Origin of the sequence: Bradyrhizobium sp. Ce-3, assembly GCF_022835695.1 — a bacterium.
GTDB lineage: Bacteria > Pseudomonadota > Alphaproteobacteria > Rhizobiales > Xanthobacteraceae > Bradyrhizobium.
Map to the genome: position 1 here is coordinate 273,906 of NZ_BQUV01000002.1, position 20,507 is coordinate 294,412.

A 20,507-nucleotide genomic window follows, 5' to 3' on the forward strand; every position below is an offset into this window, starting at 1 on the left:
GTTCAACTGTCAAACAGCTTGTTCGGTGTCATCACCTGCGCATGCGGGTGATCCAGTATTCCAGAAACGTTCGTGCTTGAGCCGAGAAGCCGCGGCGTACTGGATCGCCCGGTCTATGTGCGCAATTGTGCACAGGCCGGGCGATGACAGCGGAGGGCAGCTACGCACCCTCGCGAGCTGCCTCCTCCAATCGGATCACACCCTCTCAGGATGATGCCGAGTGCGCCGCGCGAGCCTTGCTCGGCGGCTACTTGACCTCCATCTGCAGGCCTTCCTTCTCGATGATGGCCGTGAATTTCCTGGTCTCGGCATCAACGAAATCGGTGAACTGCTGCGGTGTGCCGTAGTCGCCGCGCGCGCCCATGCCACTGATGTTCTTCCTGACGTCGTCGCGCTCCAGCATTGCCTTGATCTGGCGGTTCAGCTCGTCGACCACGGGCGCGGGTGCGGTCTTCGGCAGGAACACGCCGAACCAGGACGCGACGTCGAACTTGGCGAGTTCCGGCGCGCCTTCGCGCATCACAGGCAGATTGGGCGCGGACTCGCTGCGCTCGGTGGTGGTGACGCAGAGCCCGTTGAGCTTGCCGTCCTGCACCTGCGGCAGCGACGGATAGAGGTTGTCGAACAGGATCTGGATGTCGCCGGCGAGCCCGGCCTGCAATGCAGGACCGGCGCCGCGGAACGGCACATGCGTCATCTTCAGCCCGGTGAGTTGCAGGAACCAGGCGCCGGTGAGGTGAGGGCTCTGTCCGGTGCCGGACGAGCCATAGGTCAGCTTGTCGGGGTTCTTCTTCAGATAGGCGATCAATTCGGGGATCGACTTGATGCCGGTCGACGGATGCGCCGAGACGATGTTCGGGATCCGGATCATGTTGGACACCGCCTGCAGCTGGTCGGCCTTGTAGGTCAGGTTGCGGAAAATGCTGAAGGCGATCGCGTTGGGACCGGGATTGCCGATCAGGATGGTGTGGCCGTCGCCCTTGGCACGCGCGACTTCGGCGGTGCCGATGGTGCCGCCGGCACCGGAGCGATTCTCCACCACCACCGACTGGCCCCAGAGCGGCTGCAAATGCGCCGCCAGCAGACGCCCCATCACGTCGGTCGAACCGCCGGCTGCCGCCGGCACGATGATGCGGACCGTCTCGGTCGGCCGCCAGTCGCCGGCGCCGAGGCTGGCGCGCGGCAGGATCGCCGCGGCCGTCAATGCGGCGGTGCCCGACAATACCGTACGACGGGAAAATCTCTTGGCTCTCACGCGCTTACCCCCTGCTCAGGCTCTTGTTGCGAGCAAACCTAGGGGACCGCTTGCCGGTCGGGCAAGCGCGACAACTTGGCGCAGTTGGTGAGCTCCAGACTCTGGTTCGGCGCGTCTTGTTCACGCGAACCGGAGTCCACTTCGCTTGAAGACGCTCTAGTTGAAGCTGAGCAGCTTGAAGAGCGGCGTCAGGTAGGACATTTCCTGGCCCGACGTCGGGGTGGTGCGGCTGACGAAGTCGAAGATCTTGCCGTCCTTCAGACCGTAATTGGCGAGCCGGCGCACCTGGCGGTTCTTGTCGAAATAGACCGCGATCACGCGCTGGTCGACCACCCGCTGATTCATGAAGGCGACCGGGCGCGAGGTCCGCTGCGAGATGTAATAAAACACCTCACCGTCCAGCGTTGCGACCGTCGATGGCGTGCCGAGCACGATCAGCACCTGATCCTGGCTCGCGCCGATCGGAATCTGCTCGAGCGCCCCATCGGGCAGGATGTAGCCCTTCTGGAATTGTTCGCCGGTGCAGCCGCCGAGCGCGGCGGTGCAGACGAGACCAACGACCGCGATGGCGCGGAAGCGCGAAAGGAACCCGCGCGCGGAAGCCGCGCGAGACTGTCGTGTAAGGGTGTGGTTCATCGGCGGATCTGATCCGTCCTCTTGCATCGGCCGGGGCATTGACGTACCGGGCAGCTCAATGGATTGCAATCATGCCGGCGTCCTACGGGCGCTCCCTCAACAGGCGTCCCCTGGGGGACCGGCAGCCGGAACCCGTCATGCTTTGGCCGTTCAATCACTTCAGAAAACCCCGGGTGCCCGCGCGCAGCACCATTGAGACCATCTATGGCATGATCGTGACGCAGGCGCGAGAACCGTTATTTTACCGTGACTTGGGCGTTCCGGACACGGTTAATGGCCGTTTTGACCTGCTTCTGATGCATCTGTGGCTGGTGCTGCGGCGACTGAAATCGGTCGAGGGCGGCGCCGCGCTGTCACAGGCGCTGTTCGATCATTTCTGCATCGATATGGACGACAACCTCCGGGAAATGGGCGTCGGCGACCTGACAGTGCCCAAGCGCATGCAGGCGTTCGGCGAGGCCTTCTACGGCCGCACCGCGGCCTACGACCTGGCGCTGACCGACAGCGAGGAGGCGCTGGCCGCCTCGTTCTGCAAGAACATCCTCAACGGCCAGAACATCGACAAGGCCCGTGAGCTCGCCGTTTACGCCAGGGAGGCGATGACGGAGCTGGCGCGCGCCGACCTCGCGGCGCTGACCAAGGGCGCATGGCGCTTTCCGGCGCCGCAGGTTGCGGGGACTGCGGCATGAGCGGCGGCGGCACAGGACGGCCCGATGCGCCGCGCGACCGCGATCCCTGGCGCGTGCTGGTCAATGTCGCGCAGATCCCGGAGACCGGCCTGCATCGCGAGATCACGGCCGATGAGGCCGTGCGCAAGGCGATGGCCGTGGTCGCGGAGCTGCGCGACGTGATCTCTGCGCATGCGGAGTTCGACCTGCAGCCCAAGCGCGACGGCAGCTATCACGTCACCGGCCGGGTTCGGGCGCGGATCGGGCAGACCTGCGTGGTGACGCTCGATCCGATCGAGAACGAGATCAGTGAACCGATCGACGTGGTGTTCGCGCCGCCCGAGCAGATCCCGCAAATGGCCGACCTGGTCGACGATGCCGAGGACAGCGACGAGGAAACGCCGGATCCGCCGGAGCCGATCACGGGCGGCTTCATCGATATCGGCCGGCTCGCCACCGACGCGCTGTTTCTCGGCATCGACCCGTATCCGCGCAAGGCGGACGCGGTGTTTGAACAAGAGGTTGAAGCGCCTGATCCTGAAAATAATCCCTTCGCCGCGCTGAAGGCGCTGAAGGACAAGCCCGGCGGCAAGAAGCCCAAGGGCAGTTGAGGGCAGTTGAGGGCAGTTGAGGGAAGCCCGCGGCAGCGCGCGCCAAGATTTGAGGGGATGGCTTGCCTGCGGAGCCACGTGAGGGGCGTTTGCCGTCACTTCAAATAACTGTCACAATGCATTGAAATACAAGGAGTTTCTGGTATATTTCGATGTGCTGCGTGACGGTTCGGCCGCTGCATCGTTTGTGGTCAAGAGGTTGTGTCGGACCGAGGACACGCTATTGTCGCGGCCCGGCCGGGACGCGAGTTGGCGTTTCGCCGCGCGCCGTTGACGGCGGTGACTTCAAGCTCGCGGTCTTCGTCTGAAGGGCTGTGGGAGAGCAGGCTTCCGGGACGTTCATGCCTCAAAAGGTTCGAATAGCGCTTGACGCCATGGGGGGCGATGTCGGCGCTTCCGTGGTCATACCCGGCGCCGCGATCTCGTTGAGCCGCCATCCCGACAGCGAATTCCTGCTGGTCGGGGACCGCGCCCAGATCGAGCCGGAGCTTGCCAGGCATCCTGCTTTGAAGGCGGTATCGAAGGTGATCCATACCGACGTCGCCGTGAAGAATGACGAGAAACCAAGCCAGGCGCTGCGGCGGACCCGGCGGGCGTCTTCTATGTGGCTTGCGATCGACGCGGTGAAGCATGGCGAGGCCGATGTCGCGGTCTCCGCCGGCAACAGCGGCGCGCTGATGGCGATGGGCAGCCTCAATCTGCGGACGCTGCCCGGTGTCGACCGCCCGGCGCTGGCTGCTGTGTGGCCGACGCTGCGCGGCGATTCCGTCGTGCTCGACCTCGGCGCCACGATCGGCGGCGACGCCCGCCATCTGGCAACGCTGGCGGTGATGGGCAGCGCCATGGCGAGCGTGCTGTTCAACCTGGAACGGCCGACCGTCGGCCTGCTCAATATCGGCTCCGAGGAGATGAAGGGGCACGGGGAAATCCGCGAGGCGGCCGAGATGCTGCGCGCGATGAACTCGGCCCAGTTCAACTATATCGGCTTCGTCGAGGGCGATGCGATCGGCAAGGGGCTCGCCGACGTCATCGTGTCGGAAGGGTTCAGCGGCAACATCGCGCTCAAGGCCGCCGAGGGAACTGCGCGCCAGATGTTCACGCTGCTGCGCGAGGCCATGTCGTCGAGCTGGCTGGCGCGGATCGGCTATCTGCTTGCCCGCGGCGCGTTCCAGAAGCTGCGCGACAAGCTCGACCCCAACAAGTCGAATGGCGGCCTGCTGCTCGGCCTCAAGGGCGTGGTGGTCAAGAGCCATGGCGGCACCAACGCGGAAGGCTTTGCCTATGCGGTGGATGTTGGCTATGAGATGGCCCACACCGATCTCCTCACCAAGATCAATCAGATGCTCAATCGCGACGGCAGTGCGCTGGTGCAGGCGCAGACCGCGCAGGAGGCTGTCTCGTGACTGCGATACGTTCGGTAGTGCTCGGCTGCGGCTCATATTTGCCGGAGCGGGTTTTGACCAATGCCGAACTGGCCAGCCGGATCGACACGTCGGACGACTGGATCGTGCAGCGCACCGGCATCAGCGAGCGCCACATCGCGGCCGATGACGAGTTCACCTCGCATCTCGCGATCAACGCGGCGCGCGCTGCGCTTGCCGACGCCAACATCGACGCCCAGTCGATCGACCTGATCGTGCTGGCGACCTCGACGCCCGACAACACCTTTCCGGCGACCGCGGTCGCGGTCCAGCACGGGCTCGGCATCAACCATGGCGTCGCCTTCGACCTGCAGGCGGTGTGTTCCGGCTTCGTCTTTGCGCTGACCACGGCCGACAATTTCCTGCGCGCCGGCCATCACAAGCGGGCGCTGGTGATCGGCGCCGAAACCTTCTCGCGCATCCTCGACTGGAGCGACCGCGGCACCTGCGTGCTGTTCGGCGACGGCGCCGGCGCGGTCGTGCTCGAGGCGCAGCAGCAGTCCGGTACGATCGACGATCGCGGCGTGCTGACGACGCATCTGCGCTCCGACGGGCGCCACAAATCGAAGCTGTTCGTCGATGGCGGTCCGGGCTCGACCAAGACGGTCGGCCATCTCCGGATGGAGGGCCGCGAGGTGTTCAAGCACGCCGTCGGCATGATCACCGACGTGATCGTCGATGCGTTCAACGCCACCGGCTTCACCGCCGAGGACATCAACTGGTTCATTCCGCACCAGGCCAACAAGCGAATCATCGATGCGTCGGCGCACAAGCTTCATATTGCGCCGCAGAAGGTGGTCTTGACGGTCGACAAGCACGGCAACACGTCGGCGGCCTCGATCCCGCTGGCGCTGACGGTCGCCGTGAGGGACGGACGCGTCAAGAAGGGCGATCTGGTGCTGTTCGAGGCGATGGGCGGCGGCTTCACCTGGGGCTCCGCGCTCGTGCGCTGGTAGCGCATCGCCAAACAGTGCCGACAGGTTGCCGGTATCTTTCCTGAACCCGGATGCTTGTCGCTGTTGACCATTGCGCGCTAAGCTTTTAATTTCAGTCAAGAAATTGTTCGCCGAGAGTGCGGGGCAGGCGATGACGACGGGAACCGGAAAAACAGTGACGCGTGTCGATTTGTGTGAGGCGGTCTACCAAAAGGTGGGTCTGTCGCGCACGGAATCGTCGGCGTTTGTCGAGTTGGTGCTGAAGGAGATCACCGATTGCCTGGAAAAGGGCGAGACGGTGAAGCTGTCCTCCTTCGGCTCCTTCATGGTGCGCAAGAAGGGCCAGCGTATCGGCCGTAATCCGAAGACCGGCACCGAGGTGCCGATCTCGCCGCGGCGTGTGATGGTGTTCAAGCCGTCGGCGATCCTGAAGCAGCGGATCAATGGCCATGTCGTCACCAACGGCGACGGCAGCAAGGCCGACTAGCGCGTTTTCAAGCGAAGTGGGTGCCGGTTCGCGTGAAGAAGACGCGTCAAACCAGAATCCGGAGCCCGTTCCGATTCAATCGGAATCGAACGGGCTCCAGGCATTGAAGCCAGAGGAGCGGGCATTTGGACAAGGCGCCGGATGCGTTCCGTACCATCAGTGAAGTCGCGGACGAGCTCGATATTCCCCAGCACGTGCTGAGATTCTGGGAAACCCGCTTCGCGCAGATCAAGCCGATGAAGCGCAGCGGCGGCCGCCGCTACTATCGCCCCGACGATGTCGACCTGCTGAAGGGCATCCGCCGGCTGCTCTATGGCGAGGGCTACACCATCCGCGGCGTGCAGCGGATCCTGAAAGAGCATGGCATCAAGTCGGTGCAGGGCATCGCCGACCAGACCGCCGCCGTCTCGTTCGGCGCGGTCGAGGAGGCGGTCGGCAACAGCATGGCCGAGCCTGACGACCTCGATGGCAATGACGGCCTCGATTTCGACGGCGAGGAGGGCGACGGCGACGAGCAGGGCATCGATTACCGATTCGTCGATCCCGACGAGGACCCGATCCTGTCGACCTACAAGAAGGCGCACGCCCACCCGGGCAAGGCGTCTGCGGCGCCGCCGGTGCGGCCCTCCGTTCCGCCAGCGGATCGGGAGAAGCTCGAGCGCGCGCTGCAGGAGCTGGTCGCCTGCCGGCAGCTGATCGACGCGGCGATGAAGGACGGCTGAGCCAAGGATAAGCCAAGAATAAGCCAAGGGGAGCTGCCGCGGGAACCGGGGCCCGGATTGCAGCCCTTAAAGGCCTGCGGCGCCTTGCGCGAACGCAGGATCGCAGCTAATGGAACGGCATCGGAGCGTGGCGCAGCCCGGTTAGCGCACTAGTCTGGGAGACTAGGGGTCGGAGGTTCAAATCCTCTCGCTCCGACCATTTCCACCCCATGGATATCGGCGACGATGCGGGCAAGGCCGCTCGCGGACGTGTTGTGGGTGTCCGCCGGCCGGCCGTTCCTTGTGCCGCCCGTTCGAGCCGCCGGCATGGCTTAGGCCACTACCGCGCCGCGGGCTCATTCCGGCAAATCAGCTAGCGATGTTGAAATTCGCGGCCGTCAGCGTGGCCGCGGTGGCGCCGTTGAGCCAGACCGCGGTGTCGCCGTCAACCTGGACGACGAAGTAGGCGCCGCTTTGATAAGAGTGCGACAGCACATCAGCGAACGAGCTGAAGCCCGACCCATTGAGCTGCACGACATCGGTCGCGCCGTTCCAATCCTGAACCACCTGCACGCTGGGGACGTCGTTGGAGACGAACGTATTGCTGTCGCCGCCGCCAAAATAATCCCAGGGTACCCGAGGTTGGTGGCTCCGCACCGATCTTTGCGGCGCGCTCAAAGCAATGTCGCGTTCAGGTCTCGGCCTCCATCGCGACGATCAGGCACGCCTTTTCGAGGCGGTTGGTGAGCATCGCAAGTTTGGCCGTGAACTCGGCGAGCTCGGGCTCGCTGAACTCCTCGAACACCGTTTTCTTGAACGCCTTGTGCTGCTCGGCAAGGCCGGCGAGATGCTTGCGGGTCTTGTCGGTCAGCGACAGCCGCACCACCCGCGCGTCGGCCGGCGAGGGCGCGCGGCGCAGCAGTTCCTTCTGCTCAAGCAGCTTGGACTGCGTGGTCACGAACGACGGATCGACGTGCAGCAGCTTCGACACCACGTTGATCGGCACGCCGTCGTCCTTGTCGAGATCAGAGATCGCAATGAGAATCATCCATTGCGGACCGCTGACGCCAAGCGCCTTGCCCCAGAACTGGCGAACCCGTTCCAGATGCGAGTTGATGGACGAGATCTCGAGCGTGAACCGCTTGATGATGTCGAGATGTTCGATGGCGCGCTGGCGCGTCGTATCCTTCCTTGTCACTGACACAGCTTTCCTCTTCCCCAGGTGCCGACTCAGCTTTGCGCTGATTTATTTCTTGTTTCCCGCACCGCAGCGGTTTTTTCTCGTAAGCCGCCAACGAACGCAAGTGAACGTAAAGTAATTATAACGGTCATATGACAATTCGACGATTCGGGCTGTGACAAGTTTTCCCATGTGGGCAAAGGGCTTACAAGCAGCGTTGCCGGCGGGCCACAGTGTGGCCGCATTCGCATTCCTGACTTTATAAACTATTTTGATTGGCGAACTCGCCAATGCATATTGAACCCCGGCGGTAGGGGAATCTCGATCGTCCCGTTGCGGTGATCGTTCAAGTCCGTCGCACACCACAGATTGATCTGAGGGTGCGGGGTTTGGGGAAAACGGTCTTGGACAATGCGGGAGGATCACGGGGCGCTCGCGGCCTCGGACTCTCCGCATATGAGCAACTTGGAGGTTTAATATGAAATTGGCGAAGAGCCTTATTCTGAGCTCGGCTGCTGCGCTGGTCGCGGTCGGCGGGGCACAGGCGGCCGATCTTCCCGTTAAGGCCAAAGCGGTCGAATACGTGAAGGTTTGCTCGCTCTATGGTCCGGGCTTCTACTACATCCCCGGCACCGACACCTGCATCAAGCTGGGCGGCTTTGTGCGTGCTGACGTCGTTGTTAACGGCAACAGCGTGTACGGCCCGAACGTCAACGGCGCCAGCGGTGCCAACAACCGCTTCACGAACGGCTACACCTGGCGTTCGCGTGAAGACCTGAACGTCGATACGCGCACCGCGACCGAATACGGCGTGGTCCGCACCTACTTCGACGCGGTGTTCACCTGGACCTCGGACAGCTACACCGGCCAGGGCAACGGCTCGTCGGTCTACTCGGCGATTGGTACGTCTGCCGCTCCGAACAACGCTGGTTCGGGTAACGTCGCCAACGGTACCGTCGGCGTCTACTACGCCTTCATCCAGTTCGCCGGCTTCACCATGGGTAAGGCGGTCTCGCAGTTCGCCGCTCCCTGGAACGGCTATCCGGGCAACAACTACGACGGTCTCGTCGGTGGCGTGAGCACCACCAACGGTATCAACCAGTTCACCTACACCGCGCAGTTCGGCAATGGCGTGTCGCTGGCTCTGTCGGCGCAGGACCAGGTTGCCTACATGCAGGCTGGCGTGAACAATCTCGGCGTCGGTGGTGCTTACGGCTCGAGCGACTACGCCGGCACGATCGCGCCGGACTTCGTCGCTGCGCTGAAGGTTGACCAGGCTTGGGGTATCTTCCAGGCGTCGGTCGCTGCGCATGACAACCACGCTGCCTACTACGGCGGCACCGAGTTGACCGGTCATCCCGACGACAAGTGGGGTTGGGCTGGTGCACTGGCCCTGTCGATCAAGAACATCCCGACCGGACCCGGCGACACCATCAACATCCAGGGCGTCTACACCGACGGTGCGACCCGCTACAACATCCAGGAACTGGCCAGCCAGTTCAGCTCGGTCGCCATCTACGGCGGCTCGAACCTGCCGGGCGTCTATCAGAGCGTTGGCTTCGGTACGGCACCCGACACGGTGTTCGGCCCCGGTGGTCAGCAGCAGTCGATCAAGACTTGGGGTATGCGCGGTGCGTACACCCACAACTGGGATCCCTACTGGAACACCGGTATCTACGGCGCCTACGCTGCTATCTCGTATAACGACACGGCGAAGTCGCTCATCTGCGGCGTTGGTGGTGCCGGTGGTACGTTCCGTGCGGCCTTCGGTGGCGGCGCTGGCGTGACCAACTGCAACCCCGACTACAACATCGCGCAGATCGGCGTGATCACCCGTTGGACCCCGGTCAAGAACCTGACCTTCTCGGCCGACGTGACCTACGTCCATCTCGATCAGAAGTATGCCGGCACGATCACCACCTCGTCGGCTGGTATCGGCAAGCCGACCGCGACCTACGAGCTGAAGGATCAGGACACTGTCCAGATGCTCTTCCGCGCTCAGCGCAACTGGTAATACCGGTTGATCTGATCACGATCTGACAGAACCCCGGCAGGCAACTGCCGGGGTTTTTATTTTGGGAATTATCGGCCGCGGAAGAGGCGTGCGGTCTTGAGTGAATTGGATACCGGTTCGCGACGGAAGCGCGTCAGACAGGGGCTCGGAGAGACTCCAGCTGCGTCATTTCGGTCCACGCGAAGTGCGAAGACGAGCCATGCGATTCATTAGCCTGCAAACTTATTTACTTACCTGATCTACTAAACTATATACGGGCCAGCCAACACATTGAATGATGGCTCTTAGCTTGCTGCTAAGCCTCCCAAACCTCCGGCAATGCCCTGCCGGAGGTTTTTGATTCAAGGCATGGAGCGGCGTCGGCGATCGCGACGCGCGCGGCCGTCGCGACCAGGGTTCTCGCCGATTCGACGCCGTCAAGATTTGACGGAATCGATCCGCAGTGCATTCTCGTGATTCATGGGACGCTTCAAGAACAGCCGCCTGGCTCGGATGAGCAGCGGCCATTATTGCTTGATACGGGATCTCGGGCTGGTGAAGGGCGGCAAGGGATTGCGGCACCATGAGGTGGTTGTCGACTTCTCGTGGCGCGGTCTGCTCAAGCTGGCCCTGAGTGTCGCCACCGGCGTCCTGCGGCGGCGCGCACCCGTGCGCATCGAGACCGCCGAGTAGCTGGCTGCCGCGCTGGCGGCCTGCGACACAGCATTCAGCCTTGCCAACCTGCGAGCTGGAAGTTCGGCGCGACATCGCCAGTGTTGACCGCGATCATCGTGCGATCGTTCGTTCGTCGCCGTCGCCGATCAGCGTGACTCGTCCGCACCGCCGCCATCGCGCGGCTTCGGCAACGCGCCCTCGGCAGTGCTGGCCGCAGCCGAAATTCCCACCGCGATCGCCATCAGCGCTGTCGCGACCCATCTGTTCAGGATCTTCACGATCATCGTCTCCGATTGCTGCTGTCGGATTGTTCGTCGCGCGGAATGATTCCGTTACATCCCGGTGGCCTCGATCTGCTGTCGGCAGCTCACTTGCGCGTGAGGGGCGCGCGCCGTTGCTGGGCGATAATTCGGTGATGTACAGTGGCGCAGCCAAGCGGTTGGGATTGCGATCCGCGCTCCAGCCAAAACGAACAAGAAGCAGGGCAAGAAAAGACAGGAAGGAACGGATCTCACATGAAGGATTTCGCCGGAAAGATTGCCGTCATCACCGGTGGCGGCACGGGGATGGGGCGCGAGCTGGCACGGCAACTCGTTGCCGAGGGATGCAATGTCGCGATGTGCGACGTGTCGGCCGAGGCGATGGCCGAGACCAAGCGGCTCTGCGAGGTCGAGAAGTTGCCGCAAGGCCTGCGCATCACCACGCACGTTGCCGACGTCTCGATCGAAGATCACTACAAGCGCTTCCGCGACGAGCTGATTGAGCAGCAGGCCACCGACAAGATCCATCTGCTGTTCAACAATGCCGGCATCGGCGGTGGCGGCAGCCTGTTCAGCAACACGCGCGAGCAGTGGGAGCGCACCTTCAACATCTGCTGGGGCGGCGTCTATCTCGGCGTCCGCACCTTTCTGCCGCTGCTGGTGAAGGCCGACGAGGCGCACATCGTCAACACCTCGAGCGTCAACGGCTTCTGGGCCTCGGTCGGCATGGGCGTCTCGCACACCGCCTACAGCGCCGCGAAATTCGCCGTGAAGGGATTCACCGAGGCGATGATCAACGATCTGCGGCTCAACGCGCCGCATGTGAAATGCTCGGTGGTGATGCCCGGCCACATCGGCACCTCGATCGTGTCGAACTCGCGCAAGGTGCAGAACGGCTCCGACCAGCTCAATGCCGACGAGCTCAAGCAGGCCCGCCAGCGCTTGCAGGGCCAGGGCATCGATGTCGCCAAGATGGCGGATGCCGACATCCAGCAGCTCGCGCTCGATCGGGCCCGCATCTTCCATGATGAAGCCCCGACCTCGGCCGCGGCCGCCGCCAAGATCATCCTCGACGGCGTCAAGGCGGAGCGCTGGCGCATCCTGGTCGGTGACGATGCGCATCTGCTCGACGAGCGCGTGCGCAACACCCCGGAACGGGCCTACACGCCGGAGTTCTATCAGGACCTCGTGTCGGCGACCGGCTGGAAGGTCGGCTGACCAGCGCATCCCAAGGTCCGTCACCCTGAGGTGGCCGCTTCTTCAGCGGCCCTCGAAGGGGCGACGGCCCGACTGTGGGTGCCGTTCATCCTTGAGGCTCGCCCAGCGGCGCACAATTGCGCCGCAAGGCTCGCACCACCAGCGACAAAGGCAAGGCCTTTGCGCGGGGATGACGGGATAAGCACTTCTGTCTTGCGATCAACTACCCGCGCATCGCGCGCTGGCGTGACCCCGCCTGATAGGCGAGGCGGTAATGCCCTGAGCAATAGGGCATGCCGCCGAGCGGCGTGTTGCCGCAGAAGCAGAAATCATCGGCGCCCGGCGTGCTGATCGGCCAGCGGCAGCGCTGCTCGCTGAGCTCGAACAGCGAGCAATTGTTGGCGCTGACGATCGCCGCCTCGTCGGGTTTCTGTTCGTAGACGGCCTGGAGCAATCGGAGCTGCTGCTTCGCGGTCGCCCGTTGCGCGGCGTGCGCGGCTGATTTCTTGCGCCGGGCGCGACGTTCGTCCGGCGTCGTGCGCGTAAGGTTCAGCCGCGACAGCTTGCCGATCACCGCGTTGCGGCTGACGCCGATGTTGACGGCGATGTCGCGGCAGGAGAGGCCGGCCTCAAAGTAGATCTTGAGTTGGTCGACGCGCTCCGGCGTCCAGGTCGGTTCGATCTCAATCATCTGACGGTTCCACGTTCTGTGTTTAGAACCGCCGCGTCGACGCGCGCGCCCTTAGTTCTTGAGCATGATCTCTTCGGAAAATCGGTCTCCGCTTTTCCGGATCATGCTCTCAGGGCGTGCGGCCGTTGTCGCGGATTGCAAGCAACCCGTCCTTGATGGCGAGCCGAATGCCTTCCTCGATCAATGTCCGTGCGACGCCCGGGACGCTCGTACCGTGGGTGCCCTGTCGCACCAGCTTCTCGAGATAACCAATGGTCGAGAGTGCCAGTGTGACCGGGACGCGGTCGGTTTCGGCCTTTTCCGTAGCCATGAGGAAATGCTTAACCTTGAACGCCTGTACTGAAAAGTATCTATTTAGACTCTATTTAGGATTGAGGCAGTTCGTCAAGCGGTGGTCGGCAAAAAGCAGACAGCCGCGCCCGAGCGCGCCGGAGAACCAGCTCCGGCGCGAGGCGCGTTCGAATTATTTCGACAGATGAAGGTGTTAGGCCCGCAACTCGACCTTGACCGGGAACTTCTTCAGAAGCCGCTCCGCCGTTTCGGCCTTGTCCGGCGGCGCGTTGACACTCAGGTACAGCCCGCGGGACGGGTCGGTGACGGCCTCGACGGTGACCTCGCCGGACAACCCTTCCAGCGCCAGCAGCTCGCGCGCGGCTTCGCCGGCGGCGATCTCGCGCAGCTTGGGCTTGAAGATCTTGCCGACCGGCGTGACCGGCATCTCCGCAATCACCGACACCACGCGCGGCCGCGCCGGCGGCTCCAGGATGTTGTCCTGCACGAAGGCGGCGAGCGCGTTCGGATCGATCTGGACGCCCGGCTGCGCCGAGACGAACAGCATCGGCACTTCGCCGGCATAGCTGTCGGGACGCCCGACCGCCGCGGCCAGCGCCACGCCGGGAAACGCCAATGCGGCATCCTCGATCGCGCGCGGGTCGATGTTGTGACCGCCGCGAATGATGACGTCCTTGGCGCGGCCCATGATGTAGACGAAGCCGTCGGCGTCGATGCGGCAGATGTCGCCGGTGCGCAGCCAGCCGTTGCGGAACGCCTCCTCGGTCTGCTTCTTGTCGACGTAGCCGGCAAACACCTGCGGGCCTCTGGTCAGAAGCTCGCCGACCGGCGAGGGCCACGGCCCGGTGTGCAGTTTGCCGCCGTCGAGGATCGCAAGCTCAACCAGCGGATTGCGGGTGCCGACGCTCTCAGCGCGCGGCTTCACGCCGTGCACGTCATGGGTGATGGCGCCGGCGAGCTCGGTCATGCCGTAGAGCTGCTGGATGCAGGGACCGCCCCAGGTCGCGAGATAGCGCCGTTCGATCTCCGGCGGGCAGATCGAGGCGCCGGTGGCGGTGACGCGCAGGCTCGAAATGTCGCTGTCCGCGACCGGAATATCGGCCAGCGCCCCGAGTATGGTCGGCACGTTGCCGGCGATGTTGATGCGGTACTGCTCGATGAGCTGCCAGAAGTGCCGGACCAGCGCCGGATCGCGCGCGCCGGCGGGGCCGGGGATGACCATCGTCGTGCCGGCCGCCAGGCAGTTGGCCGTGGTGCAGAACAGGCCGCCGACGTGGAACAGCGGCATCGTGATCATCGCGCGCTCGCCGCGATGGAAATCCAGCGCCATCCGCGAGGACAGTGTGGAGGCGACCATCGCGCGGTTGGTGAGCCGCGCCACCTTGGGATGGCCGGTGGTGCCGCCGGTCGGCAGCATGACCGCGACACGGTCGGCCTCGCTCATGTCCGTCGACTTGCCGTAGTCGTCGCGCCACGCGGGATCGGGCCGCAGCGCCTCGCCGTCGAACGCGATGCTGCCGTCGAGCGGCACGATCACGATGCGCTTGAGCGAGGGCACCTCGCGCTGCAGGCCTTCGACCCGCTCGTAGAGCCCGCCCGGCATGCCCGGCGGCGGCGCCAGCAACAGCTTGGCGTTGATCGCGTTGAGCTGGGCGACAATCGCTTCGCGCGTGAACAGCAGATTGAGTGGCTCGGCGACGCCACAGGCGGCCGCGCCGAAGATCGCGACGACGCTCGCCGGACAGGCCGGCACCAGGATCGCGACCGCGTCGTCCTTGCCGATGCCGTGCTGACGGAAATAGTTCTCGGCGGCCTTGATTGAGCCCATCAGCTGATCGTTCGAGATCACGACCGGGTCGGGATCGAGCGGCGAGCGCAGATAGATCGCGGCTTCCGCGTCCGGCGCGCCCTGCGGGCCGCGGGCGATCAGATCGAGAATGCGCGGGCAGGCGGCGAGCGTCTCCTGCATCTCCTTGTCGCGCACTGCCTCGTCGGCCGGCGAAAGCCTGTCCTTCAGCATGTCCGTCCCCGTCAATTTTTGTCGTTGGGACGGGGATTGTATCGAGCCGAGCTTGCCGAACACAAGTGCGGCTTATCGACCGGCCGTCAGCCGTGGACGACCGATTTGGCGATCATGCAGTGAATGCCCTTGGAGCCGTTGACCGTCTGGGTCACGCGCAGGTCGGCGGCCAGGCTGCACAGCGTGTAGGCGTCCTCGCGCGACAGATTGCGCTTCTCGCCGAGCAGCACGATCATGTCGCGCAGCGCCCGCACCGCGCACTGGTCGAGATCGGGATCCATCGCCATGGTGATGTAATGGTCCGCGGTCTCGGCGCGGGGATAGCTGAACTTGAGATCCTTGCGCAGGGTCAGCCGGAAGCGGCCGGTCAGCGCGGTCTCGATCGCAGTCACGCAGACCTCGCCGTCGCCCTGCACGCCGTGGCCGTCGCCGCAGGAGAACAGCGCGCCCGGCACGAACACCGGCAGATAGAGCTTGGCGCCGGCGCCGAGCTCCTTGTTGTCGAGATTGCCGCCCATCGCGCGCGGGATCAGTGAGGAGATGCGGCCCCAGGCCGGTGGCGGCGAGACGCCCATCACGCCGAAGAACGGCTTCAGCGGCAGGTCGAGCCCCCACGGCATGCGGCCGACCATCCGCGCGCGATCGAGCGGGATGTTGAGGATCCGGGTCTCGTGGAAATCGTCGGGCAGGGTGCCGGACAGCGGCTTGATCAGATTCCAGCCCCAGTCCTGGCGCAGCTGGACGTCGATGATGTCGACCTCGAGCACGTCGCCGGGTTCGGCGCCGTCAACTGCCACCGGGCCGGTCAAAATGTGCCCGGGCAGCATCGGCGCGCACCTGGAGTGGATCTGGTCCAGTTCTGGCGGGACATGGAATTTGCCGCGGTCGGGCACCGTTTCGGGGCCGCCATTCACTGTCTCGATCGTGACCTCGTCGCCGCTTGCGATCGTGAGGACCGGCTTCAGCTTTGCTTCGAAGAAGCCCCAATGGCAGGTTTCGGGACTGGACTTCAGATGATGATGGGTCATGTGACTTCTTTTTATTGCATTCCCGGCAGCGTATGACGCTGTAGCAGAACTTCGCAGAGGCTTCCCTTGTTTTTTGTGCTCTCCAAGACGCTCGGCATCATGCTGCTGCCGGTCAATTTCCTGATCGGCATCGGTGCGATCGGTGCCGTGCTGTTGCTGACGCGGCTCGCGCGCCTCGGCCGCAGCTTGATGATGGCTTCAGTGCTGCTGCTCGCGATCTGCGGCTTCTCGCCGCTCGGCAATGTCCTGATCGCCACGCTGGAGCAACGCTTCCCGCCATGGGACGCCTCGCGCGGCGCGCCCGACGGCATCATCGTGCTCGGCGGCTCGATCGATGCCGATTTGTCGGTTGCGCATGGCACGCCGGTGGTGCGCAGTGCAGCGGATCGCGTCATCGCGGCGGCGACGCTCGCGCGTCGCTATCCGAACGCGCGCCTGGTGTTTACCGGCGGCAGCGCGAACCTGATCTCGAACGATGCGCGCGAGGCCGACTATGCGGCCGAATTGTTCGAGGGCCTCGGCATTCCCCGTTCGCGATTGATCATCGAGCGCCGCTCGCGCAACACGGTGGAGAACGCCGAATTCTCCAAGGCGATGGTCGATCCCAAGCCGGGCGAGCGCTGGCTGCTCGTCACATCGGCCTACCACATGCCGCGTTCGGTCGGGCTGTTCCGCAAGGCGGGATTCAATATCGAGGCCTATCCGGTCGACTGGCGCGTCGGCGATGTCTTCAGCTTCCCAACGCTCGCGATCGAGGGCCTGTCGCGTACCGATCTCGGCACGCGGGAGTGGATCGGGCTCGTGGCCTATCATCTGGCCGGCAAAACCGACGATTTGCTGCCGGGACCGGCCGCGCGCTGAAGCGCAATGCGCTTGTCGCTTCCCTCGCGCAATCCGGCTAACATCACGCCAACAGGCGGCGCCAAGCCGCCGATCACGGGAGTTTTCGCCATGCAACAGCAGACACCGCCGGAACAGTTCGACCTCGCCGCGATCGTGGCCGACCTGAACAACCTGCTGCGACTGAAGACCACGGTGATCGGCATCAAGATGTTCGCGCGCGTCGAGGAGATGGATGCGATCCCGAAGATCCGCCGCCCGTCGGCGGTCCACACCACCGACCAGATCGTCAGCATGGCCTCGCGGCTCGGCTGGACCGTCGGCATCACCGGCGATGATCTGGTCGGCGCGCAGTGCCGCGCAGTGATCGGGCTCGCGCCGCAGGACGAGAAGTGGCTTGCCGGCGAGAACTATGTCGGCGTCTGGCATGGCACCGCCGAGGATGCGCGCAAGCGCCAGGAGGCGCTCGACGTGGTGCCTTACGGCCGGTACCAGGCGATGGCGGTGAGCCCGTTGACCAGCGGCCGGCTCAATCCGCCGGACATCTGCCTCGTCTACGCGACGCCGGGCCAGATGATCATCCTGATCAACGGGCTGCAATACACCGGCTACAAGAAGTTCGAGTGGGGCGTGGTCGGCGAGACCGCCTGCGCGGATTCGTGGGGGCGCGCGCTGAAGACCGGCGAGCCGAGCCTGTCGCTGCCCTGCTTCGCCGAGCGCCGCTACGGCGGCGTGCCCGACGAGGAGATGCTGATGGCGCTGCCGCCGGCCCATCTGGTGAAGGCGATCGCGGGCATGAAGCAACTGGCCAAGAACGGCCTGCGCTACCCGATCGCGCCCTATGGCATCCAGGCCGACGTGCGGGCCGGCATGGGGGTGTCCTATGCCAAGAAATAGCTGCAAGAAATAGCGGCGGGAAATACCGGATTGCGTCGCCGCGCTCGCGATGACAAAAGGGCGCCCAACTCGCTGCGCAGGGAGCCTGATCCATGTCCTCGTCGAAACTCGATATCGTCGTCTATGGCGCGACCGGCTTCACCGGCCAGCTCGTCGCCGAATATCTCGCGGCGCATTATCGCGACGGCAGCCTGACATGGGCGATGGCCGGCCGCAGCAAGGACAAGCTCGCCGCGGTTCGTGACGCGATCGGCGCGCCTGCCGATACGCCGCTGATCGTTGCCGATGCCGGCGATGCCGCGTCGCTGCAGGCGATGCTGGCGCAGACCAAGTCGGTCATTTCGACGGTCGGTCCGTATCAGCTTTATGGCAACGAGCTGATCGCGGCCTGCGTCGAAAGCGGCACCGATTATTTCGATCTCTGCGGCGAGCCGGTCTGGATGCGGCAGATGATCGACAAGCACGAGGCGGCGGCCAAGGCCAGCGGCGCGCGCATCGTGTTCTCCTGCGGCTTCGACTCGGTGCCATTCGAGCTCGGCGCCTTCTTCGTTCAGGAAGAGGCCAAGCGCGTGTTCGGCGCGGCGGCGCAGCGCGTCAAGGGCCGCGTCCGCGACATGCGCGGTACGCTGTCCGGCGGCACTGCGGCGAGCGCCAAGGCGACGTTCGATGCGGTCGCCAAGGATCTCAGTCTGGTTGCGATCCTCAACAATCCGTTTGCGCTGACGCCGGGCTTCGAGGGCCCAAAGCAGCCGCGCGGCAGCAAGCCGGCCTATGAGGACGATCTGCACTCCTGGACCGCGCCGTTCATGATGGCGCTGATCAACACGCGCAACGTCCACCGCTCCAACATGCTGATGGGCTTTCCTTACGGCAAGGACTTCGTCTACGACGAGATGGTCCTGACCGGTCCCGGCGAGAAGGGCGAAGCCATTGCCAAGCGCGTGATGGCGCTGAACGCGGAGAAGACCGGTCCGAGCGCGCCGAAGCCGGGCGAGGGGCCGTCAAAGGAAGAACGCGAGAACGGCCGCTACGATCTGCTCTATCTCGCGGTCGCGCCCGACGGCCGCATGGTCCGCGCCGGCATCAAGGGCGATCGCGATCCCGGTTACGGCTCGACCTCGAAAATGATCTCGGAATGCGCGATTTGCCTGTTGCGCGATACGCCCGATGTCGCCCCCGGCTTCTGGACGCCGGGCGCCGCGATGCAAGGCAAGCTGATCAAGCGCCTGGTCGACCACGCCGGGCTGACCTTCGAGGTCGAGAAGTAACTTTATGCCGTCCCTATCGGTGTCATCGCCCGGCTTGACCGGGCGATCCAGTATTCCAGAGACGCTTATGCTTAGCGGAAGCCGCGGCGTACTGGATGCCCCGCTTTCGCGGGGCATGACAGTAACGGCTACGCCGCCGCGCGCGGATTGTACGCGTACATGAAGTCCATGCCCTTGGACGACACCGGCAGGATCAGCTTCAGCATGTGATCGCGCAGCCAGGCGCCGGTCGGGCTGAACTCGCGCTTGCTGTTGCCGTTGCGGCGGGCGATCGCCACGATCTTCTCGGCGCGCGGGCGGCGCTCGTGCTCGAACGCCTGGAACGTCATGCCGAGCTCCTGGCCGTCGCGCATCAGCATGCCGAGCCGCAGTGCATCCTCCAGCGCGAGCGAGGCGCCCTGGCCGGCATGCGGGCTGGTGGCGTGCGCGGCATCGCCGATCAAGAGCGTGCGCTTGCGCGACCAGGTCGGCAGCGTCGCGACGTCGAGCGTGTCGGTCACCACGATGTTTTCGGCGGCCTCGATGATCTCGGGGATCGGCGCGTGCCAGCCGGCGTGGAAGTCGCGCAGGTGCTGCCGGATGGCGTCCTGGCTCTGCAGCCGGTAGGCCGCCGCGGTCATGCCGTGCGACGGCTGCGTGCTCCACCACATCGCACCGGTGTCCGGATCGGGGCTGCACAGGCCGTAGCCGAAGAAGCCGCTTTGCCCGAACGTCGACGCGATCCTCTGGCCGATCGGCAGGCGTTCGATCACGGCGCGCGGGACGAAGCCGCCGAAGCCGATCAGGCCGGTGTCGAACGGCGTCGGGCCGTCGGGGATCACGTGCCGCCGCACCGCCGAATGCACACCGTCGGCGCCGATCACGAAGTCGCCCTCGGCGGTGGTGCCGTCGTTGAAGTAGGCGATCACCGGCTGGTCGCCGCGATCCTCGATCTTCACCAGCTTCTTCTCGAAGAACACCGAGACGTTGGAGGCCCAGGCCTTGTCGATCAGGGTCTCGTTCAGCGTCGCGCGGCACATGTTCACCGCCGGTTGGCCGAAGCGCTGCTGCATGTTCTGATTGAGCGAGCCGAGCTTCTTGCCGCCCTGCGAATAGAAATCGAACGACTCCGCGATCGAGCCGTTGCGGATCAGCTCGTCGGCGAGGCCGAGCTCAGCCAGCACATGCATGCCGTTCGGCGCGATCTGCAGGCCGCCGCCGATTCCGGTGGAGTAGGGCCAGGCTTCATAGAGCTCGGCTTCGATGCCGGCGCGCGTCAGGAACATCGCGGTCACGGGGCCTGCGATTCCGGCGCCGATGATCAGAGCTTTACGGGGACGTGAGGTCATGCCTTGCTCCATGCATCTGTGATACGAAAGGTTAGTTGCTAATTATCTTAGCATATAAGATATTTGGCGAATAAGATACAGGAGCCGATTTGTCAAGCACGACGTCGCGTGAAGCGCTGATGCAG

General features: G+C 64.4%; 22 protein-coding genes and 1 tRNA gene. 13 read left to right on the forward strand and 10 right to left on the reverse strand.

Annotated elements, in window-relative coordinates:
• Nucleotides 1–247 precede the first annotated feature (247 nt).
• Together BRSPCE3_RS07640 and BRSPCE3_RS07645 are read right to left on the reverse strand one after the other, a co-directional pair.
• Nucleotides 248–1,255, reverse strand: coding sequence for a tripartite tricarboxylate transporter substrate binding protein (locus tag BRSPCE3_RS07640; protein ID WP_244065199.1), 1,008 nt, complete (start codon nucleotides 1,253–1,255; stop codon nucleotides 248–250).
• A 156-nt stretch (nucleotides 1,256–1,411) separates the two neighbouring features.
• The gene (locus BRSPCE3_RS07645) at nucleotides 1,412–1,891 is read right to left on the reverse strand and encodes an outer membrane protein assembly factor BamE (RefSeq protein ID WP_244065200.1); all 480 of its coding nucleotides are present in this window, start codon (nucleotides 1,889–1,891) and stop codon (nucleotides 1,412–1,414) included.
• Between the two features lie 137 nt (nucleotides 1,892–2,028).
• Here BRSPCE3_RS07645 and BRSPCE3_RS07650 point away from each other — a divergent pair, with 137 nt between their 5' ends.
• The 7 genes from BRSPCE3_RS07650 to BRSPCE3_RS07680 all read left to right on the forward strand — a co-directional run bounded on the left by BRSPCE3_RS07650 (nucleotide 2,029) and on the right by BRSPCE3_RS07680 (nucleotide 6,934).
• Nucleotides 2,029–2,580: a ubiquinol-cytochrome C chaperone family protein gene (locus tag BRSPCE3_RS07650; RefSeq protein WP_244065201.1), complete on the forward strand. Its 552-nt coding sequence runs from the start codon at nucleotides 2,029–2,031 to the stop codon at nucleotides 2,578–2,580.
• Entirely contained in the window at nucleotides 2,577–3,170 is a 594-nt protein-coding gene (locus BRSPCE3_RS07655) for a DUF177 domain-containing protein (RefSeq protein WP_244065202.1), read from the forward strand. Before BRSPCE3_RS07650 ends, BRSPCE3_RS07655 begins: the two co-directional genes overlap by 4 nt.
• 341 nt (nucleotides 3,171–3,511) lie before the next feature.
• Nucleotides 3,512–4,573, forward strand: coding sequence for a phosphate acyltransferase PlsX (gene plsX / locus BRSPCE3_RS07660; protein WP_244065203.1), 1,062 nt, complete (start codon nucleotides 3,512–3,514; stop codon nucleotides 4,571–4,573).
• On the forward strand, nucleotides 4,570–5,547 hold the full coding sequence (locus tag BRSPCE3_RS07665) for a beta-ketoacyl-ACP synthase III (RefSeq protein WP_244065204.1): 978 nt from the start codon (nucleotides 4,570–4,572) through the stop codon (nucleotides 5,545–5,547). The genes plsX and BRSPCE3_RS07665 overlap by 4 nt, the downstream gene beginning before the upstream one ends.
• Nucleotides 5,548–5,677: 130 nt before the next feature.
• Nucleotides 5,678–6,013 (forward strand): integration host factor subunit alpha, encoded by a 336-nt coding sequence (locus tag BRSPCE3_RS07670; RefSeq protein WP_035631661.1) that lies wholly within the window; start codon nucleotides 5,678–5,680, stop codon nucleotides 6,011–6,013.
• Between the two features lie 125 nt (nucleotides 6,014–6,138).
• Nucleotides 6,139–6,735: a MerR family transcriptional regulator gene (locus tag BRSPCE3_RS07675; RefSeq protein WP_244065205.1), complete on the forward strand. Its 597-nt coding sequence runs from the start codon at nucleotides 6,139–6,141 to the stop codon at nucleotides 6,733–6,735.
• Between the two features lie 121 nt (nucleotides 6,736–6,856).
• Nucleotides 6,857–6,934: transfer RNA gene (locus tag BRSPCE3_RS07680), tRNA-Pro, on the forward strand.
• A gap of 149 nt (nucleotides 6,935–7,083) precedes the next feature.
• On the opposite strand, the gene BRSPCE3_RS07685 is transcribed toward BRSPCE3_RS07680, so the two are convergent.
• Both BRSPCE3_RS07685 and BRSPCE3_RS07690 read right to left on the reverse strand, forming a co-directional pair.
• Nucleotides 7,084–7,392, reverse strand: a complete 309-nt coding sequence (locus BRSPCE3_RS07685) for a hypothetical protein (protein ID WP_244065206.1) — start codon at nucleotides 7,390–7,392, stop codon at nucleotides 7,084–7,086.
• Nucleotides 7,393–7,405: 13 nt separating this feature from the next.
• Nucleotides 7,406–7,918: a MarR family winged helix-turn-helix transcriptional regulator gene (locus tag BRSPCE3_RS07690; RefSeq protein WP_244065207.1), complete on the reverse strand. Its 513-nt coding sequence runs from the start codon at nucleotides 7,916–7,918 to the stop codon at nucleotides 7,406–7,408.
• A gap of 454 nt (nucleotides 7,919–8,372) precedes the next feature.
• Here BRSPCE3_RS07690 and BRSPCE3_RS07695 point away from each other — a divergent pair, with 454 nt between their 5' ends.
• Together BRSPCE3_RS07695 and BRSPCE3_RS07700 are read left to right on the forward strand one after the other, a co-directional pair.
• On the forward strand, nucleotides 8,373–9,908 hold the full coding sequence (locus BRSPCE3_RS07695) for a porin (protein ID WP_244065208.1): 1,536 nt from the start codon (nucleotides 8,373–8,375) through the stop codon (nucleotides 9,906–9,908).
• Between the two features lie 492 nt (nucleotides 9,909–10,400).
• Nucleotides 10,401–10,580, forward strand: a complete 180-nt coding sequence (locus BRSPCE3_RS07700; protein ID WP_244065820.1) for a hypothetical protein — start codon at nucleotides 10,401–10,403, stop codon at nucleotides 10,578–10,580.
• 128 nt (nucleotides 10,581–10,708) lie between these two features.
• Here the strand turns inward: BRSPCE3_RS07700 and BRSPCE3_RS36015 are convergent, their stop codons facing one another.
• Nucleotides 10,709–10,840: a hypothetical protein gene (locus BRSPCE3_RS36015; RefSeq protein ID WP_283843092.1), complete on the reverse strand. Its 132-nt coding sequence runs from the start codon at nucleotides 10,838–10,840 to the stop codon at nucleotides 10,709–10,711.
• A gap of 237 nt (nucleotides 10,841–11,077) precedes the next feature.
• On the opposite strand from BRSPCE3_RS36015, the gene BRSPCE3_RS07705 reads away from it, so the two are divergent.
• The gene (locus tag BRSPCE3_RS07705; protein ID WP_244065209.1) at nucleotides 11,078–12,040 is read left to right on the forward strand and encodes an SDR family oxidoreductase; all 963 of its coding nucleotides are present in this window, start codon (nucleotides 11,078–11,080) and stop codon (nucleotides 12,038–12,040) included.
• A gap of 202 nt (nucleotides 12,041–12,242) precedes the next feature.
• Here the strand turns inward: BRSPCE3_RS07705 and BRSPCE3_RS07710 are convergent, their stop codons facing one another.
• The 4 genes from BRSPCE3_RS07710 to BRSPCE3_RS07725 form a co-directional block, all read right to left on the reverse strand.
• Nucleotides 12,243–12,710 carry a GcrA family cell cycle regulator gene (locus BRSPCE3_RS07710; RefSeq protein ID WP_244065210.1) on the reverse strand — a complete coding sequence of 156 codons (468 nt, stop codon included), beginning with the start codon at nucleotides 12,708–12,710 and terminating at the stop codon, nucleotides 12,243–12,245.
• Between the two features lie 109 nt (nucleotides 12,711–12,819).
• Nucleotides 12,820–13,020, reverse strand: coding sequence for a hypothetical protein (locus tag BRSPCE3_RS07715; RefSeq protein WP_016844973.1), 201 nt, complete (start codon nucleotides 13,018–13,020; stop codon nucleotides 12,820–12,822).
• Between the two features lie 174 nt (nucleotides 13,021–13,194).
• Entirely contained in the window at nucleotides 13,195–15,021 is a 1,827-nt protein-coding gene (locus BRSPCE3_RS07720; RefSeq protein ID WP_244065211.1) for an AMP-binding protein, read from the reverse strand.
• Between the two features lie 86 nt (nucleotides 15,022–15,107).
• A complete protein-coding gene (locus tag BRSPCE3_RS07725) occupies nucleotides 15,108–16,049 on the reverse strand; it encodes an acetamidase/formamidase family protein (RefSeq protein WP_244065212.1) in 942 nt (313 codons plus the stop codon).
• A 66-nt stretch (nucleotides 16,050–16,115) separates the two neighbouring features.
• On the opposite strand from BRSPCE3_RS07725, the gene BRSPCE3_RS07730 reads away from it, so the two are divergent.
• From BRSPCE3_RS07730 to BRSPCE3_RS07740, 3 genes are all read left to right on the forward strand, one after another.
• The gene (locus tag BRSPCE3_RS07730) at nucleotides 16,116–16,910 is read left to right on the forward strand and encodes a YdcF family protein (RefSeq protein ID WP_244065213.1); all 795 of its coding nucleotides are present in this window, start codon (nucleotides 16,116–16,118) and stop codon (nucleotides 16,908–16,910) included.
• A 90-nt stretch (nucleotides 16,911–17,000) separates the two neighbouring features.
• Nucleotides 17,001–17,786, forward strand: coding sequence for a DUF169 domain-containing protein (locus BRSPCE3_RS07735; protein WP_244065214.1), 786 nt, complete (start codon nucleotides 17,001–17,003; stop codon nucleotides 17,784–17,786).
• A 92-nt stretch (nucleotides 17,787–17,878) separates the two neighbouring features.
• A complete protein-coding gene (locus BRSPCE3_RS07740) occupies nucleotides 17,879–19,054 on the forward strand; it encodes a trans-acting enoyl reductase family protein (RefSeq protein ID WP_244065215.1) in 1,176 nt (391 codons plus the stop codon).
• Between the two features lie 128 nt (nucleotides 19,055–19,182).
• On the opposite strand, the gene BRSPCE3_RS07745 is transcribed toward BRSPCE3_RS07740, so the two are convergent.
• The gene (locus BRSPCE3_RS07745) at nucleotides 19,183–20,382 is read right to left on the reverse strand and encodes an FAD-dependent monooxygenase (protein ID WP_244065216.1); all 1,200 of its coding nucleotides are present in this window, start codon (nucleotides 20,380–20,382) and stop codon (nucleotides 19,183–19,185) included.
• Nucleotides 20,383–20,507: the final 125 nt, after the last annotated feature.